The following is a 16,365-nucleotide window of genomic DNA, read 5'->3' on the forward strand; positions in this document are numbered from 1 at the left end:
CTTGAGACGAGTCACTACAGATTTTCAGACAGAGACCCGTCAACCACGATGGCCGGTCTGCCCGCAGCGAACATCCATTGGCTCCATCCGCTATGTACGCCAGTCTCAAGTCAATCACCCTATGGCCACCCTCCCAAAAAAACGCGCGGCGGTTCACGCTATTGCTGTGCACCAGTTCGGCACTTGGCAGCCTGCTGGTCTTCAGCCTGTCCGTTCCACTGCCGTTGAGCCTGCTGGTACTCAGTATTGCGGCGCTCGCCTGCGTCTGGGTGCAACATTTCCTGTCGCGCAAGTCGATAAAATTTCAGCCGCAAGAGCTGGCCGACCGCCTGCTGGAAGTACAGGAAAATGAACGCCATCGGCTCAGCCGAGAACTGCATGACGACATCGGCCAGTTGCTGACCGCTGCAAAACTTCAAAGTGAATGGCTCAAACGCCGGATGCCTGAAGACATGCAGGGCCAGTGCTCGGTGCTCTGCGACACACTGGACGAAACCCTGGCCAAAGTTCGTGATGTCTCTGCCATTCTCCATCCCAGGCAGTTGGCCAGTCTCGGGCTGGAAGCCAGTTTGCGTGCGCATCTGCTCAAGACCCTGGCCAATACCTCAGTGCACTGGAGCCTTGAATGCCATCAACGTTTGACCGGCATACCCGAAGAAATGGCGGTGGCCGCCTTTCGGATCACCCAGGAAGCGGTGACCAATATCCTGCGTCACGCCGAAGCGAACAACCTGTTGATCCGCCTGCAACGCATGCCCCAGGGTCTGGCGCTGTTAATCAGCGATGATGGCCTGGGGTTCGCGCCAGCAGCAGACCCCGGTCGAGAGGGACAGCGCGGGATGGCCGGGATGGTGGAACGGATCGATCAACTGGGCGGTACCCTGGCCGTGATCAGCGAGCCGGGCAAAGGCACTCAAATCGAAGCACTCTTTCCCTGGGCGCCCCGTGCGCTCGAACGGGCCAGTACGAATAAGGTTATGCATTGACTTGTAACTTACTTCTGGTGGATGACCACTCGCTTATCAGGGCAGGCGTGCGCGCTCTGGTGCTGGATATTCCTGGCTACGCGGTTATTGGTGAGGCCAATGACGGCTCGCAGTTACTCGAGATGGTCGAGAAGCTGTCGCCGGACATTGTTCTGCTGGATATCTCCATGAAGGAGACCGGAGGCCTTGAAGCCTTGCAACGACTCAAGCGGGTACGCCCGCACAGCAAGGTGCTGATCCTGTCGATGCACACCGACCCCGCCCTCATCATGCAGGCGCTTGAGTCCGGTGCTCATGGCTATTTGCTCAAAGACACTACAGCCACCGAGCTGGAACATGCCCTGGATGCCTTGCGCAATAACGAACGCTACCTGAGCCCGGCCATTGCCCACACGGTCATCAACCAGGCGCTTATACGCAACCAGAAACAGCAGCCCGAGCCTGCGGACTCGCACAATCTGACGGCCCGTCAGCTGGAAATCCTGCGACTGATTGTTCGCGGCAAATCCACCCGGGAAATCGCCAATGGCCTGGGCCTCAGTATCAAAACCGTCGAGACCCACCGCTCGCAGATCATGAAGCGCTTGCAGATCTACGACGTGGCCGGCCTGGTACTGTTTGCCGTGCGCGAGCAAATCATCAGCCTGGACGACTAGCCGTATTCGAAGCACTCAGCAGCGGCGAGTTCTCCGGCAGATGCACGCGCAATGCCGCTGGACGCGCCGAAAACCTCAGGCTCTCGCCCTCAATGGGTTCGCCATCCAGATTAATGTAAAGGCCTTCCGAGACCTTGATCTCGACCCACGGCAGGCGAGCTCGCACAAACATGTTGTCGATGCCGAAGCCATCGGCCAGCAGCGTTTTCAACGTACCGACCAACTCCTGCGGCGCAGGCAAAATGCTGATATCCAGCAAACCATCGTCAGCCAGTGCCTCCGGGCACAGCACGTGACCGCCGCCAGCCTGCCGACCATTGCCGATCCCCAACGCCAATAGCTCACCGCTCCAATGAAAGTCCGGCCCCTGCAACTCGCCGTAGGCGGCATGCAACTCGCTGAAGCGCGATAAGCCGGTGAACAGATAGGCGGCGCCCCCGAGGACTTTTTTCAAGTCCTCCGACGTATTCGCCGTGACCTGGCTACCAAAACCGCCGGTGGCCATGTTCAGGAAGACCTGACCGCCAACCTCCCCCAGATCGATCGCGTGCGGGGCAGCGTCCAAAAGGTCCAGCGCCAGAGCGGGTTCCAGGGGCACACCGGCGGCGCGAGCAAAATCGTTCGCGGTGCCCAGCGGCATCAGCACCAGACTGGCCTGCGTCGTATGCGCTGCCATGGCATCGGCGATATCACGCAACGTGCCATCACCGCCTCCGGCAATCAGTTGCGTATAGCCTGCGTTCAGGGCTTCTTCCACCAGCCGCTGCGCATCACCCGCCTCCCAGGTCAGTCGGACCGCCAACTCCCAGCCCTGCTCGCGTTTAACGTCGACGGCGGCGCGGACCTCTTCGTTGAGTGCCTGCTTGCCGTGCAAAATCAACAGCGCCTTGCGCTCACTCATTGTTGTCGCTCCCATAATTGGAATCCGTATGGGAGATGTTGACCTCGCCAACCCCTATAAAAGTTGCAAGGAATTGAATTTTTTTGACGCGCGCAGTCTCTCGGTCCTACAGGGGGGGATATTTTCTTACAAGATGTGAGGAATCGGCTCAATTGACCTACCTTGGCGATTGGTACACCTTGGTGTCCGAGGTATCAGTCATCAACAGTAAATACACAGGGATGTGCAAGCAATGAGTAGACCCTCTTCAAGGGCCGCACGAAGCGCAATCATCGATAGTGTCGGCCAGCCAAAGGGCTTTAAAGCGAGGAGCGTTTTAGTCCATGCAAAGTCATGACATCAGGTTACCCCTCAGTCAGGTCGCGCCATTGCCAGAAAGTCGCGCCAATCATCAGGCTGAATTCAATAACAGCGCAAAGCCTGCCGGAGGAATTGATATGGAACCTCGCGTCATTGAACTCGAGACACACCTCAAATACATCCGAAGAGACATGGAAGAGGTCCGTGGCGATGTTAAATCCATCAAACACAGGTTGGCCTATTCAGCGGGAGGAACAGCCGTTGTCCTGGGGCTGCTGGGCTGGGTCGCCAACAGCCGCTTCGATCAGGTCGTGTCACTTCTGGCGCGTTAAACGCTAGCCCTGCACGCAAGTCCCGGAGCGATCAACCGGGCTTGCGTGGCAAGACTGTGGTCGTGATCAGCCCAGGACTTCGCTAAGCGGAATGAAGTTAACGTGATCGCCTTCGATCAACGTGCGGTCTTCCAGCACTTCAACCAGGCCATCAGCCCAGGCGGCACTGCGAAGTACCCCAGAGCTCTGGTTTTTGTAGATGATTGCCCGACCATTCTCCAGGCGCCCACGCAAATACTCTCGGCGATTTCCAGCCTTGGGCCAGTCGAACCCTGCCGGCACCTGAAACTTCAATGGTTCAACCTCTTTTACACCTTGGCGGCGCAAGAGATAGGGCCTTGCCAACAGGGCAAACGTAACCAGTGTCGACGCAGGGTTGCCGGGCAAACCAATCACAGGCACGCCGCGAAAATGACCGAACGTCAGCGGCTTGCCTGGTTTGATGGCGAGTTTCCACAGGGTCAACTCGCCCTCTTCGCGCAAGGCGATGCCCAGAAAATCGGCCTCCCCCACAGACACACCGCCGGTAGAAAGGATCAGGTCGACATCCTTCAACTCGCCAAGGCGGGCACGCGTGGTCGCTAAATCATCAGGAAGAATACCGGCATCGATCACCTGACAGCCCAAGCGCTGCAACCAACTGCACAGCAATACGCGATTGCTGTTGTAAATCTGTCCCGGCCCGAGGGTCTGCCCCGGCTCTATCAATTCATCCCCGGTGGACAGGACGGCAACACGAACCTTGCGCACCACATCCAGCTCAGCACATCCCAGCGAGGCGGACAGGCCTTGCTCGATAGGCCCAAGGCGCGTGCCCGCCGGCAAAACAAGCTCACCAACGGTGGTTTCCTGGCCTTGTGGCCGAATGTTTTGACCCGCAGTCATCGTCTCGTTAAAACGGACGAGCTCATCCTCCTGGACCTCGGTGTTCTCCTGCATCTCGACGCAATCGGCACCTGCCGGCACAGGCGCGCCGGTAAAGATCCGGGCACAGGTACCAGGCCTCAACGCTTCGGGTGCCTGACCGGCAAAAATCTTCTGACTGACCACCAACGGTTCTCCCGTCCAGTCAGCGATGCGCAAGGCATAGCCGTCCATGGCACTGTTCGGCCAGGGCGGCAGATCAAGCGTCGAGACGAGGTCGTCGGCCAGTATGCGACCTTGAACCTGCGCCAACGGCAAGCGCTCACGCTCACGTATCCTTGATGACTCAGCCATTTCCAGTAAACGCGCCAATGCCACCTCGACAGCCATCAGGCTGCCGGTTTTGCCGGGCTTACCCACGGGATTCACAAGGCTCGGCCTGTTTCAGGTGAGCGACGAAATTGCAGGGACGGTGCCGCGAATCCAGCTGTTCGGCGAGGATGCCATCCCAGCCAGTGCGCACAGCGTTGGTCGATCCCGGCAAACAGCAGACCAGCGTGCCATTGGCCAACCCCGCCAAGGCGCGAGACTGGACAGTCGAAGTGCCGATGTCCGCGACCGAAATCTGCCGGAACAGCTCTCCAAAACCGTCGACCTGCTTGTCCAGCAGGCAACTCACCGCTTCCGGCGTGCTATCGCGCCCCGTGAATCCTGTACCGCCGGTGATCAACACCACCTGCACGACATCATCGGCAATCCAGGTGGCGACTTGCGCGCGAATTTTGTAGAGGTCATCTTTAAGCAAAACCCGAGCGGCCAGGTAATGACCGGCATCGCTCAAGCGGTCGACGAAGACCTGTCCTGACGTATCGGTTTCCAGGGTGCGAGTATCGCTGACAGTCAACACCGCGATGTTGAGCGGCGCGAAAGGTACATCAGCCTTGGCTTTCATAGGCTCGTCCAGTTGTAGGATAAACAGCCCGGTGTTATATCACAGCGCCCCGTTTTTTCGCCGCCCCCATGGAGACTTGCCATGACCTCGACTACACATTTGCCGCCCTGCTCCATTCTGCTCCTGGCTGGAGGCCGAGGCCAACGCATGGGCGGTCAGGACAAGGGTTTGCTGGAATGGCATGGCGAGCCGCTGATTGCGCATCTGCATCGCAAGACCCGTGCGCTGAGCGACGACCTGATTATCTCCTGCAACAGGAACCTGGAAAAATACGCGCCTTACGCCGACCAGTTGGTCCATGACGACGAAGGTGACTTCCCGGGCCCCATGGCCGGCATTCGCGCTGGCCTCAAGGCCGCCCGCCATCCCTATCTGCTGGTGTTGCCGTGCGATGTGCCGCGCATCGACGCAGCCCTGCTCCACAGCATGCGCGACACCGCCCGCCAGCATCCGGCCAAACCGCTGATGCTGCGCCACAACGAACACTGGGAACCGCTGCTGTGCGTTATCCCCACGGCACTCTCGGCAGCGTTCGAAAGTGCCTGGAAAGACGGCGAACGCAGTCCGGGTCGCCTCATGCGCAAAATGGGTGCTACCGCCCTGCAATGCCCCGACAACGACCCTCGCTTGGCCAACCTCAACACGCCAGAGCTGTTAAGTGCACCCAACACTGTGTCAGACTGACACGAGAAGGAACTTGCGCGCGTTGTATACGTCTCAAGCTCAGTTACCAAAAGAATTCATTTTCGGAGACACACTCATGACTCAACGGACCCTCGCCACTTTCATGCTCGCACTGGGCCTCGCGACCCTCGCCGGTTGCGCCTCGCCTACAGTGATCACCTTGAATGACGGTCGCGAAATCCAGGCCGTCGACGCGCCAAAATACGATGAAGAATCGGGTTTCTACGAGTTCGAACAGCTGGACGGCAAACAAACCCGCATTAACAAGGATCAGGTTCGTACCGTTAAAGAGTTGTAATCTTTACGGCACCACCGGATACAGAAAAGCCCGCTTATCGCGGGCTTTTTCATGCCTGAAGCATTGTGATCACCATTGCAGGGTGATGGTGCTCTCGAATTCACGTTGCTGGCCAGTGACCGGGTCGACAAACCGCAAGCCCTGAGCCAGCAGCTTCAAGGGATTGGCATAGTCATCCTCGACATCCTTAAGCACCTGCGGGTAGAACGGGTCGTTGCAGATACTGGCGCCCAAAGCAGTCATGTGTACCCGCAGTTGATGTTTTTTGCCGGTCACCGGGTAAAGTCCATACCGCCAGAGATCGCCATTCTTCTCACGAACCTCGACTGCCGTCTCGGTGTTACTGACGCCCGGACCTTCCTGCATGCGAAAGAACGGCTCGCCATCGACCAGCCGACTTTTATGAACCAATGGAAAGGTCAGCTCAGGCAATGCACGGGCGATTGCTTCGTAGCGTTTTTCGATATTCCGTGTAGGAAATAATGATTGGTAAGCCGAGCGACTCTCGGGGTTCGCTGAAAACAACACCAGTCCCGCCGTATGCCTGTCAATGCGATGTAAAGGCACCAGATGCGGGTTATCCAGTCGACGGATAAGCCGTCGCAACAACGTCTGCTCTACGTATTCGCCAGCAGGCGTCACTGGCAGAAAATGCGGCTTGTCCGCCACCACCAGGTGTTCGTCGGCGTACAGGATCGACTCGACCACCGGGATCGGTTTTTCGTCCGGTACCTCACGGAAGTAATGAATCCGCAGGCCTTCCTTGTAACGCAGATCAAGAGCAATCGGTTGACCGTGCCCGTCAAGCACGCGACCGCGAGCAATTCTGTCCAGCCATTGTTCACGACCGATAGCGCTGAAGTGTTCGCACAGGCAATCGAGCACGGTCTGCCACGGCCCCGACGGCAAGTAGAGCGTGCTGGCCTGGTTGTGCGCAGCAGAAAAAGATGAAGTGGACATACGAACGCTCTGACCCTCAATACAGGGCAGCATTATCCAGCAGTGGCCGGAACGGACCTAGAGAAGAATCCTCACGCCGGTATCTGCGTGCGCGCCGCCGCCTCGGTGAACTCCTTGAGCCAGCGCAACACATCGACCGCTTCCCAGCGACCGGGATCATAAAGCGCATACAACAACCCCTGATAACCCACGACATCCAGCTGCCGGTGATAACCCGCGCGCTGGAACAACGCTTCGATTTCGGCAAAACAGGTATTGAAGTGCAATTTGTTGAAGGGTGTTTTTCCTTCCAGGACCAAACCATCCAGACGCAATTCGAGGACAGCTTCGCGCACCACATCCGCCGACATCCGGTTCACGCTGTTCTTCAATTGTTCGACATTGACCAAGGCTCATCCCTCTGACTTCCGGGATCGCTTGCCCAAACCCGAAACAGGTAAAAGCACGGCAGGCGATCAGAATAACTGTACAGGCATACAGTAACTCAATAATCAGCCTTTCGCCAATGCATGAAACGTGGCGCGCGACGGACGGGAGCGATGCCGACAGCGCAAGGGATCAGCGTAAGAACCCTACAACCTGATCGGCATCGAATGGCCAATCAAGCTCTGCGCCGTTATCAAAACGCTTCAGTACCGGAATACGTAAACCGTATTTTTCGACCCAGTCTTCGTTTTCTGCAATATCGACCAGTTCTACCAGCAAACCGTGCTCGACAAACTCCATCAGCATGGCTTCAGCGACTTCACAGAGATGGCAACCAAGGGTGCCCAAAAGCTGACATTCGGGAGGCATGACAACAAGACCAGACAAGTTAGGCGTTCATTCTAGGCCCGCCAGCAACCGCAGTCGAGCCAGTGCACCAGACGTTTGGGCAGCGGCCGATTTCAAAAGATTTCGGCAAACCCCTGACTCAAATCATTCATGCGCAATCTCATTTACGCGATGCTCGCGGCTATTTTGCCTCTACGCTTGAGTAGCCAGCCCCATCACCGGAGTTTTTAGTGTTTGCCAACCTCTTGATCATCCTCGCCTCCTCCCTGGTGGTGATTGCACTGTTCCAGCGCCTGCGTCTGCCACCGGTGCTGGGCTATCTGTGCGTAGGGCTGATGATCGGGCCGACAGCGTTCAACTGGGTGAATGAAAGCGAAGAGTTGCCAGACCTTGCAGAACTGGGTGTGGTGTTCTTGCTGTTCTCCCTTGGGCTGGAGTTTTCCCTGTCGAAAATGGTCGCGCTGCGTCGAGTGGTGTTTGGCCTTGGCAGCCTGCAAGTGTTGATGTCCGGGCTATTGATGGGGGCATTGCTGATCCTGTTCGGCATGTCGACGACGCCTGCTCTGTTACTTGGAGCCGGCCTGTCGCTGTCGTCCACCGCCATTGTCAGCAAGGAGCTGGGCAGCCTCGGCGAGATTTTCAGCAGTCACGGTCAGAACGCCATTGCCGTGCTGCTGTTCCAGGATGTGGTGGCGGTGTTGCTGTTGACCCTGGTGCCAGTGTTCGCCGGCAACAGCGATCAGGCCTGGTATTGGGCATTGCCAATAACGTTGGGCAAGACCTTGGTGCTGTTCGTCGGTCTGCTAATGGCCAGTCGCTGGGTGCTGCCGCGGCTGTTCCACGAGGTCGCTGCCGCCCGCTCTGCGGAGCTGTTCGTGCTGCTGGCGCTGGTCATCGTATTATTGACAGCGTGGCTGACTCACCTACTCGGCCTCTCCCCTGCCTTGGGCGCATTTCTCGCCGGCATGCTGCTGGGGGAAAGTCACTATCGGCATCAGATCGAGGCGGACATCCGCCCGTTCCGCGACATCTTGCTCGGGTTGTTTTTCGTCAGCATCGGCATGCTGATCGACTTGCAGCTGTTTGCCAGCCACGGCCTGCTGATCCTCGGCCTGACGCTTGGGTTACTGCTAATCAAGGGCGCAGTGGTCGCGTTGTTGGTCAAATGGCGCGGCAGCGACGGCGAAACCGCCTGGCGCAGCGGCCTGGCATTGGCTCAGGGTGGCGAGTTCTGCTTTGCGCTGATGGCACTGATGCAGCAAAACAAAATGATGCCCGCCGACTTCGGAGGCCTTCTACTGGCCACGACATTCTGCTCAATGCTGGTTACCCCCTTGCTGCTACGCGCGGCGCCCCACCTTGCGACACGCCTGCATCGCAACCCCAACGAAGAAGTCAAACTGGCAGAAATCAGCGCGCTCAACGCCGATTTGCACAACCACGTCGTGATCTGTGGCTACGGTCGCGTGGGGCAGTCCATCGGCCGAGCGCTGCGTAATGCGCTGCAACCTTACCTTGCACTGGACACCGATCCGGTGCGTGTCCAGGAAGCCGCCGTCGGTGAAACCTGTGTGCATTACGGCGACTCGCGGCGCGGTGAACTGCTGCTGGCGGTAGGGATGGCGCGCGCCAGGCTGCTGGTGATTGCGGTCGACCAGACCGACATCGCACTACAGATTCTCCAGCAGGCGCGCCGATTGAACTCAACCGTTCCGATTCTGGTACGCACCAGGGACGACAGCCAGTTGGCCGAGTTGAAAGCGGCCGGCGCCAGCGAAGTCGTTCCCGAACTGCTGGAGTCGAGCCTGATGCTCGCCTCCCACGCACTGATCATGCTGGGCCTGCCCGCGCATCAGGTACAGGAGCGGGCCGACCAGATACGACATGACCGCTATCGTCTGCTGCACGGCTTTTATCCTGGGAGCGACGATGAAGAAAAGTGAGTCAGTCCTGGCTCACTGCGCCGATCTTGTGCACCGACAAGTCAGCGCCGTAATACTCCTCTTCCTGGCTCAGGCGCAGACCATGCAACGCCTTGATCACGCCATACACCACAAAACCGCCGAGCAGCGCCACGATCACCCCCAACGAGGTGCCGATCAATTGGCTGATCAGGCTCACCCCGCCCAAACCACCCAATGCGCTCTGGCCGAAGATGCCGCAGGCGACCCCCCCCCAGACACCGCACAAACCATGCAACGGCCAGACACCCAGCACATCGTCGATGCGCCATTTGACCTGAGCCGCGGTGAAGCACCAGACAAACAATGTCCCGGCGATCACACCCGTGATCAGCGCGCCCACCGGGTGCATCAGGTCGGAACCGGCACAGATTGCCACCAACCCGGCCAGTGGGCCGTTATGCAGAAACCCCGGGTCATTGCGCCCGACAATCAGCGCCGCCACGGTGCCGCCGACCATGGCCATCAGCGAGTTCACCGCCACCAATCCGCTGACGCCTTGCAGCGTTTGTGCGCTCATGACGTTGAAGCCGAACCAGCCAACGATCAGGATCCACGAACCCAATGCCAGGAAGGGAATGCTTGATGGTGCGAACGCCACCAGTCGCCCTTCGCGATAGCGCCCTTGCCTTGGCCCGAGCAACAACACCGCCGCGAGCGCCAGCCATCCGCCCATGGCGTGCACCACGACGGAGCCCGCGAAGTCATGGAAGCTGGCGCCAAAACGCTCCAGCAACCAGGCTTGGAGTCCGAAGTTGCCGTTCCAGATCATGCCTTCAAAGAAAGGGTAAATGAACGCGACGATCAGCGCCGTCGCACACAACTGCGGGACGAATCTGGCGCGCTCGGCAATGCCTCCGGATATGATCGCGGGAATCGCCGCAGCAAAGGTCAGCAGAAAGAAAAACTTCACCAGCCCGTAGCCGTGATCGGCGTTGATTACCGCCGCCGGTTGCATGAAGGTGACCCCGTAGGAAATCCAATAGCCTATAAAGAAGTAGGCCAGGGTCGAAATCGCGAAGTCGCTGAGGATCTTCGACAAGGCGTTGACCTGGTTCTTTTGTCGAACCGTACCGACTTCAAGAAAGGCGAAACCGGCGTGCATGGCCAGAACCATGACTGCACCGATAAGGATGAACAACGTATTGGAGCTATGGACCAGACTGTCCACAGCGCTTTGCAGATTTTCCATGGAGTTGGCAGACCTGAAGGCTAAAAAAAGCACCAAAGAGGTTCGCGTATCCCGTTTACGCACCAAGTTGCGGCCCATCAGGATCAACGCGTTGATACCGATGAACCGCTTTGGCGCACAAAGCCGGAACCTTCACGCGAGTTATGATTGTTTGAATCAGGATTTTCCTGAAATCATGCCCGGCAACAGCGCAACGGCGCGGGCTGATGCACCATGACATAGCAAAAGTTGTACCAGTCATTTGTACTGAACCTTCACACACGGCTCATACTCGAACGCTTCAGAAGCCACTTACGGAGATCACCAATGGCCAGCATCAAAGCAAAGACTGCTCAAGAAATCCTGATGAACGATTTTCAGACATTGGTCAGCGACACTGAACGGTTGCTGGAACACACCGCGACCTTGGCTGGCGATCAGGCCGATGAGCTGCGCAGCCAGATTCACGAAAGTCTGCTGCGCGCCCGCGAAACCTTGAAGCTGACCGAAGATTCACTGCGCGAACGCGGCCAGGCCGCCGTGACCGCTGCGGAAGATTATGTTCAGACCAATCCGTGGCAATCGGTCGGGATCGCGGCGGGCGTCGGCTTTCTGATTGGCCTGCTGGCTACTCGGCGCTGATATGTCTATCGGTGAATCCAGCTCGTCCGCGACGGGCACAAGCTCTTCATCGCGGCGCCTGGGTGCCGCTTTTCTTGGACTGTTGCACAGCCATGTCGAACTGTTCGGCATCGAGTTGCAGGAACAAAAAGCGCGCACTGTAAGCCTGTTGCTGTTTGCAGGCCTGGCGCTGGTCTTTGCCTTGCTGTTGCTGGTGGGATTGTCGACGCTGGTGCTGATCCTGTTTTGGGACACCTATCGTCTGCCAGCGATTATCGGGCTCTGCGTGTTCTACACCCTGGCTGCAATGTTCTGTGCCATGCGCCTGAAGGCGGCGATTTTCGATGAGTCTTCGCCCTTCCACGGCACCCTGGAAGAATTGGCCAACGATAGGGAGCGCCTGCTGCCATGAGCCTGCCTGTACTGCCCCATAACAGCTCGCGCACCGAAATGCGCAAGGCACTGATACGCCTGCGCATGGAAATGCATCGCCAGGAAATTCGTCACGAATCCGCGCAACTGTTGCAACCCTTGCAGCGGGTACGCGGGATGACGCAAAACCTGCACGATGGCTTCGGCATCAAGCACGCCCCGCTCTGGGGCATGGCGGCCGTGACGCTGCTCGGTTTTCTGACCGGAAAAGGCGCCAAGAGCGGCGGTCCCAGCAGCCTGACTCGGCTGGTTCGCCTGGGTACAACGCTGGGGCCTTTGATCAAACTGGTCATGCAGGGTTCTTCGCGCAAAGACTGAAGAGCCTCTATCTGGCTGCATTCTTGCAATACCACCGGGATTAACCTCTTTATCGAGAGGTTCAATCCTGTGTGCCTACCCGGTGAGCAGGTTAATCCAAAAACAAGACCTTACTAAGGAGGCCTCGTGATCGACGGGCAACCGCTCGCCTGCTTTCAGCCATTTATCGATACTGCCACGGGTCGTATCGCGGGGGTAGAAGCGCTGGGTCGACTGCGTCAGGCCGACGGTCAACTGGCCTCGGTGGGGCCGCTGTTCGCCGACCCGCGAACGCCCGCCGTCGCCCTTCGTCGTCTTGATCGCCAGATTCGCGACAACGCCCTGAGCCGTCTGCATGAAGCGCCTTCGGACTGGTTTCTGAGCCTGAACATATCGCCACGCTGGATCAACCGCTTACGGCCGGACCAAGCGCTGCCGAGCCTCAAGCAATTGAGCCGGCACAACGTCGACCCGCAACGCATCGTTTTCGAGATCACCGAACTGAGAGGCAACATCCAGCGTCTGGCCGACGTCGCCGCACGCTATCGACAGGCTGGGGCACGGATCGCCATCGATGATTTCGGTGCCGGTTACTCGCAACTTGATCGTGTGCTGGCCCTGCAACCTGACATCCTCAAGCTCGATATGCGACTGTTCCAGGCCGCGGCATTGGGCGGCCCCAGTAGCGACGTGGTGAAGGCTCTGGCGCAAATGGCCGAGAAAACCGGTTGCTGGATCATCGCCGAAGGGGTGGAAACCGACGCTCAACTCAATTTCGCCCTGGAGTGCGGCTCACGTTACGTACAGGGATTTCTGTTCGCTCGGGCGCAGGTGGACTTCTTTGCCACCGACGCCTTTGTCGAGCGTTTCGCGCAACTGCGCCAGCGTTATGTTCAGCAGAAACTCGGCGAACGCGGCCGACTGATGACCATGCGCCAGCAACTCTGCGAACTGATGATCATCCTGCAAGCCTGGGCCCTGGCCCGTGCGCCGCTAAGCGCCTTGCCACACCTGCAGGCGTTTCCCTGGCTGTTGCGTTTCTATCAGTGCGACCGTCACGGCACCCAGTTGACGCCCAATCTGGAATGGCGCAACAACGGCTGGGAGGCCGATAACCGCTACCTGGGCCATAACTGGTCGTGGCGACCGTACTTTTATCACTTGCTGGCCGAGGGCTGGGAAGAGCGGCGCCTGACACTGTCCACGACCTACCGCGATGCCACCAGCAATCAGTATTGCCTCACCGCAGGGCAATTTTTCGACAACGGCGAGCGACTGCTGCTCATCGATATCGACGCCGCCGGGCTCTAGTTCCGCTTGCAGGCACCGACACGAACCCGGAAGCTAGTGGCTCAGTCACCTGACGGAGAGTCCAGCCTTGGATTGGCAAACCCTGCTTACCCGCGAACGCCTCGGAAAGCCTCTGCACAGCCCGGAAGAACTCGGCCGCAGCCCTTTTCACAAAGACCACGACCGCATCATTTTCTCGGGGGCTTTCCGCCGCCTCGGGCGCAAGACTCAGGTTCATCCGGTGTCCAGCAATGATCACATCCATACGCGCCTGACCCACTCGCTGGAAGTCAGCTGCGTGGGTCGGTCGTTGGGCATGCGCGTCGGTGAGACCATTCGTAGCGCCCTGCCCGATTGGTGCGAACCGAGCGACCTGGGGATGGTGGTGCAATCGGCTTGCCTGGCCCATGACATCGGCAACCCACCCTTCGGGCATTCCGGCGAAGACGCGATCCGTCACTGGTTCCAGCAAGCCGCCGGCCGTGGCTGGCTGGACGCCATGAGCGAAGTCGAACGCAATGACTTCCTGAATTTCGAAGGCAACGCCCAAGGCTTCCGGGTGCTCACACAGCTTGAGTACCATCAGTTCGACGGCGGCACCCGACTGACCTACGCCACGCTGGGCACCTATTTGAAATACCCGTGGACGGCAAAGCACGCCGATTCATTGGGCTACAAGAAACACAAGTTCGGCTGCTATCAGAGCGAACTCCCGCTACTGGAGCAGATCGCTCTTAAACTCGGCCTGCCGCAACTGGAGGACCAGCGCTGGGCGCGCCATCCGCTGGTGTACCTGATGGAGGCCGCGGACGATATCTGTTACGCGCTGATCGATCTGGAAGACGGCCTGGAAATGGAGTTGCTGGAGTACGCCGAAGTCGAGTCTTTGCTGCTTGATCTTGTGGGCGATGATCTTCCGGAAACCTATCGCCAACTGGGCCCACTGGATTCGCGCCGGCGCAAACTGGCGATCCTGCGGGGCAAGGCCATCGAACACCTGACTAATGCCGCCGCCCGGGCTTTCGTCGAGCAACAGGACTCGCTGCTGGCTGGCACACTGCCAGGCGATCTGGTGGAGCACATGCATGGTCCGGCCAAACGCTGTGTCCTGAATGCCAAAGACATGGCGCGCAAAAAGATCTTCCAGGACAAGCGCAAGACGCTGCACGAAATCGGTGCTTACACCACTCTCGAGATCCTGCTCAATGCGTTCTGCGGCGCGGCACTGGAACAACACAATGGTCGAACACCGTCCTTCAAGAGCCGCCGCATTCTCGACCTGCTGGGCAACAATGCACCCGACCCTCACGGTCCTTTGCACACCTCGTTCCTGAGAATGATCGACTTCATCGCCGGCATGACCGACAGCTACGCCAGTCAAATGGCACTGGAAATGACCGGTCGTTCAAGCCACGGATGAGCATCTATCGATCAGCCGCATCGGGGACTCTCGAACGGCTGATCGATTTTTTGCGCATTTTTCATTCAATCGCAGCGTCAACAGAATCGCCCTACACCTTGTGCAGAGCCGACTGATCGATTGAACGGTCTGATCGCGAAATAATCACGCTCCCTCTGCACCACAGATGAAGCATGAAAAACTCTATGTTGAAAAACGATTGGCGCATCTTGCTGGTGGAAGACCATCCCTTTCAGCTCAGGGCGACTCAATACCTGCTGGAGAGTTACGGCTTCACCCAACTCACCGCAACAGACAGCGCCGAAGCCGCCTTGCAACAAATGCTCAAGGCGTCGCAGCCCTTCGACATCCTTCTGTGCGATCAATGCCTGCCAGACCTTCCCGGACTTGATTTGATCGAATTCGCCAGCCAGCGGGGAATGATCAGGCAGGCAATACTGCTGAGCAGCCTGACGTCCATTGAACTGGACGGTCTTGAAAGAATGGCCGGCGAACACGGATTGCCTTTGTTGGGCTACTTGATCAAACCCCTGAAACAATCAGACTTTAGAAACTTATTGACCTTGGCCTCATTATAAAAACACAGCAACAATCACACACTAAAAACACACATTTAAAACACAAGTAAAACACTATAAACCAACCTCTCCGACGAGCCGGACACACATACAACACTTTCACCGTTCCTCATGCAAAACCTAGTTGATCCGTAGTCCGATTCTTCTTCCCCTGTAGGAATTGTCCTAGTTTGCCACTACAGGCCCGTCAGTTCATGCCCCTCTCAACTATCTGAGCTAAGGTGCCCGCTTTATTTGAGCGCGTATGGGATTTGATTATGAACTCCGTTTTTATTGTCGACGATCACCCTGTCATCCGTCTTGCCGTCCGAATGTTGCTCGAACATGAGGGTTACAAAGTCGTCGGCGAAACTGATAATGGGGTCGACGCCATGCAGATGGTTCGTGAATGCATGCCCGACCTGGTCATTCTCGACATCAGCATCCCCAAACTGGATGGCCTGGAAGTTCTCTCCCGTTTCAACGCAATGAGTACCCCCCTCAAAACACTGGTGTTGACTGCCCAGTGCCCGACACTTTTCGGTATTCGCTGCATGCAATCTGGCGCATCAGGTTATGTATGCAAACAGGAAGACCTGAGTGAACTGGTGAGCGCAATCAAGGCAGTACTTTCAGGTTACAACTATTTCCCCAGCCAGGCCTTGAATCCTGTTCGTGCCGATGATGAGCGATACGCCGATCTGGAGTTATTCAAGTCAGTCAACGACCGGGAGTTGATGGTATTGCAACTTTTCGCCCAGGGCCGGACTAACAAGGAAATTGCCAAGGGCATGTTTCTGAGCAACAAGACTGTCAGCACCTATAAAAAACGCCTCATGCAAAAACTCAAAGCCAAGTCACTCGTTGAACTCATTGATATGGCAAAACGCAACGCGTTAGTGTGAGAGA

At 57.7% G+C, this 16,365-nt stretch carries 21 protein-coding genes; 14 read left to right on the top strand and 7 right to left on the bottom strand.

The features are described 5' to 3' along the window. The first annotated feature begins 92 nt into the window (after nucleotides 1–92). Complete coding sequence (locus ACYZTM_RS05735) at nucleotides 93–986, top strand: sensor histidine kinase (RefSeq protein ID WP_461989102.1); 894 nt, start codon at nucleotides 93–95, stop codon at nucleotides 984–986. After that, on the top strand, nucleotides 983–1,642 hold the full coding sequence (locus tag ACYZTM_RS05740) for a response regulator (protein WP_461987535.1): 660 nt from the start codon (nucleotides 983–985) through the stop codon (nucleotides 1,640–1,642). The genes ACYZTM_RS05735 and ACYZTM_RS05740 overlap by 4 nt, the downstream gene beginning before the upstream one ends. Here the strand turns inward: ACYZTM_RS05740 and yegS are convergent. After that, a complete protein-coding gene (yegS, locus tag ACYZTM_RS05745) occupies nucleotides 1,626–2,543 on the bottom strand; it encodes a lipid kinase YegS (protein ID WP_461987537.1) in 918 nt (305 codons plus the stop codon). The genes ACYZTM_RS05740 and yegS overlap by 17 nt on opposite strands. Nucleotides 2,544–2,866: 323 nt before the next feature. Here yegS and ACYZTM_RS05750 point away from each other — a divergent pair, with 323 nt between their 5' ends. After that, complete coding sequence (locus ACYZTM_RS05750) at nucleotides 2,867–3,175, top strand: hypothetical protein (protein ID WP_131060070.1); 309 nt, start codon at nucleotides 2,867–2,869, stop codon at nucleotides 3,173–3,175. Nucleotides 3,176–3,241: 66 nt separating this feature from the next. Here ACYZTM_RS05750 and ACYZTM_RS05755 read toward each other — a convergent pair whose 3' ends face one another. Both ACYZTM_RS05755 and moaB read right to left on the bottom strand, forming a co-directional pair. Next, the gene (locus ACYZTM_RS05755) at nucleotides 3,242–4,468 is read right to left on the bottom strand and encodes a molybdopterin molybdotransferase MoeA (RefSeq protein ID WP_461987540.1); all 1,227 of its coding nucleotides are present in this window, start codon (nucleotides 4,466–4,468) and stop codon (nucleotides 3,242–3,244) included. Beyond that, nucleotides 4,452–4,991 (bottom strand): molybdenum cofactor biosynthesis protein B, encoded by a 540-nt coding sequence (gene moaB / locus ACYZTM_RS05760; RefSeq protein ID WP_131060068.1) that lies wholly within the window; start codon nucleotides 4,989–4,991, stop codon nucleotides 4,452–4,454. Before moaB ends, ACYZTM_RS05755 begins: the two co-directional genes overlap by 17 nt. Nucleotides 4,992–5,072: 81 nt before the next feature. On the opposite strand from moaB, the gene mobA reads away from it, so the two are divergent. After that, nucleotides 5,073–5,675 (top strand): molybdenum cofactor guanylyltransferase MobA, encoded by a 603-nt coding sequence (gene mobA / locus ACYZTM_RS05765; RefSeq protein WP_131060067.1) that lies wholly within the window; start codon nucleotides 5,073–5,075, stop codon nucleotides 5,673–5,675. A 76-nt stretch (nucleotides 5,676–5,751) separates the two neighbouring features. Continuing rightward, nucleotides 5,752–5,973: a YgdI/YgdR family lipoprotein gene (locus tag ACYZTM_RS05770; RefSeq protein ID WP_131060066.1), complete on the top strand. Its 222-nt coding sequence runs from the start codon at nucleotides 5,752–5,754 to the stop codon at nucleotides 5,971–5,973. Nucleotides 5,974–6,042: 69 nt separating this feature from the next. Here the strand turns inward: ACYZTM_RS05770 and ACYZTM_RS05775 are convergent, their stop codons facing one another. The 3 genes from ACYZTM_RS05775 to ACYZTM_RS05785 all read right to left on the bottom strand — a co-directional run bounded on the left by ACYZTM_RS05775 (nucleotide 6,043) and on the right by ACYZTM_RS05785 (nucleotide 7,728). Then, a complete protein-coding gene (locus ACYZTM_RS05775) occupies nucleotides 6,043–6,933 on the bottom strand; it encodes a pseudouridine synthase (protein WP_131060065.1) in 891 nt (296 codons plus the stop codon). A 71-nt stretch (nucleotides 6,934–7,004) separates the two neighbouring features. Continuing rightward, nucleotides 7,005–7,322 carry a transcriptional regulator gene (locus ACYZTM_RS05780; protein ID WP_131060064.1) on the bottom strand — a complete coding sequence of 106 codons (318 nt, stop codon included), beginning with the start codon at nucleotides 7,320–7,322 and terminating at the stop codon, nucleotides 7,005–7,007. 169 nt (nucleotides 7,323–7,491) lie between these two features. Further along, complete coding sequence (locus ACYZTM_RS05785) at nucleotides 7,492–7,728, bottom strand: glutaredoxin family protein (protein WP_131060126.1); 237 nt, start codon at nucleotides 7,726–7,728, stop codon at nucleotides 7,492–7,494. A gap of 209 nt (nucleotides 7,729–7,937) precedes the next feature. Here ACYZTM_RS05785 and ACYZTM_RS05790 point away from each other — a divergent pair, with 209 nt between their 5' ends. Beyond that, entirely contained in the window at nucleotides 7,938–9,650 is a 1,713-nt protein-coding gene (locus tag ACYZTM_RS05790) for a cation:proton antiporter (protein ID WP_461987544.1), read from the top strand. A gap of 1 nt (nucleotide 9,651) precedes the next feature. Here ACYZTM_RS05790 and ACYZTM_RS05795 read toward each other — a convergent pair whose 3' ends face one another. After that, complete coding sequence (locus ACYZTM_RS05795; protein ID WP_461987546.1) at nucleotides 9,652–10,860, bottom strand: ammonium transporter; 1,209 nt, start codon at nucleotides 10,858–10,860, stop codon at nucleotides 9,652–9,654. On the opposite strand from ACYZTM_RS05795, the gene ACYZTM_RS05800 reads away from it, so the two are divergent. From ACYZTM_RS05800 to ACYZTM_RS05835, 8 genes are all read left to right on the top strand, one after another. Next, on the top strand, nucleotides 10,859–11,077 hold the full coding sequence (locus ACYZTM_RS05800; RefSeq protein ID WP_131060061.1) for a hypothetical protein: 219 nt from the start codon (nucleotides 10,859–10,861) through the stop codon (nucleotides 11,075–11,077). The two genes, ACYZTM_RS05795 and ACYZTM_RS05800, sit on opposite strands and share 2 nt — an antisense overlap. Before the next feature lie 89 nt (nucleotides 11,078–11,166). Beyond that, nucleotides 11,167–11,481 carry an ElaB/YgaM/YqjD family protein gene (locus tag ACYZTM_RS05805; protein WP_090186370.1) on the top strand — a complete coding sequence of 105 codons (315 nt, stop codon included), beginning with the start codon at nucleotides 11,167–11,169 and terminating at the stop codon, nucleotides 11,479–11,481. A 1-nt stretch (nucleotide 11,482) separates the two neighbouring features. After that, the gene (locus tag ACYZTM_RS05810) at nucleotides 11,483–11,872 is read left to right on the top strand and encodes a phage holin family protein (RefSeq protein ID WP_461987549.1); all 390 of its coding nucleotides are present in this window, start codon (nucleotides 11,483–11,485) and stop codon (nucleotides 11,870–11,872) included. Beyond that, nucleotides 11,869–12,210, top strand: coding sequence for a hypothetical protein (locus ACYZTM_RS05815; protein WP_131060060.1), 342 nt, complete (start codon nucleotides 11,869–11,871; stop codon nucleotides 12,208–12,210). The genes ACYZTM_RS05810 and ACYZTM_RS05815 overlap by 4 nt, the downstream gene beginning before the upstream one ends. A gap of 126 nt (nucleotides 12,211–12,336) precedes the next feature. Further along, entirely contained in the window at nucleotides 12,337–13,500 is a 1,164-nt protein-coding gene (locus ACYZTM_RS05820; RefSeq protein ID WP_461987551.1) for an EAL domain-containing protein, read from the top strand. Between the two features lie 67 nt (nucleotides 13,501–13,567). Then, nucleotides 13,568–14,899 carry a deoxyguanosinetriphosphate triphosphohydrolase gene (locus ACYZTM_RS05825; protein WP_461987553.1) on the top strand — a complete coding sequence of 444 codons (1,332 nt, stop codon included), beginning with the start codon at nucleotides 13,568–13,570 and terminating at the stop codon, nucleotides 14,897–14,899. Between the two features lie 185 nt (nucleotides 14,900–15,084). Further along, nucleotides 15,085–15,477, top strand: a complete 393-nt coding sequence (locus ACYZTM_RS05830) for a response regulator (protein WP_131060125.1) — start codon at nucleotides 15,085–15,087, stop codon at nucleotides 15,475–15,477. 257 nt (nucleotides 15,478–15,734) lie between these two features. Beyond that, nucleotides 15,735–16,361 (top strand): response regulator transcription factor, encoded by a 627-nt coding sequence (locus tag ACYZTM_RS05835; RefSeq protein WP_094468347.1) that lies wholly within the window; start codon nucleotides 15,735–15,737, stop codon nucleotides 16,359–16,361. Nucleotides 16,362–16,365 lie beyond the last annotated feature (4 nt).

Source organism: Pseudomonas sp. MDT2-39-1 (genome assembly GCF_054898085.1).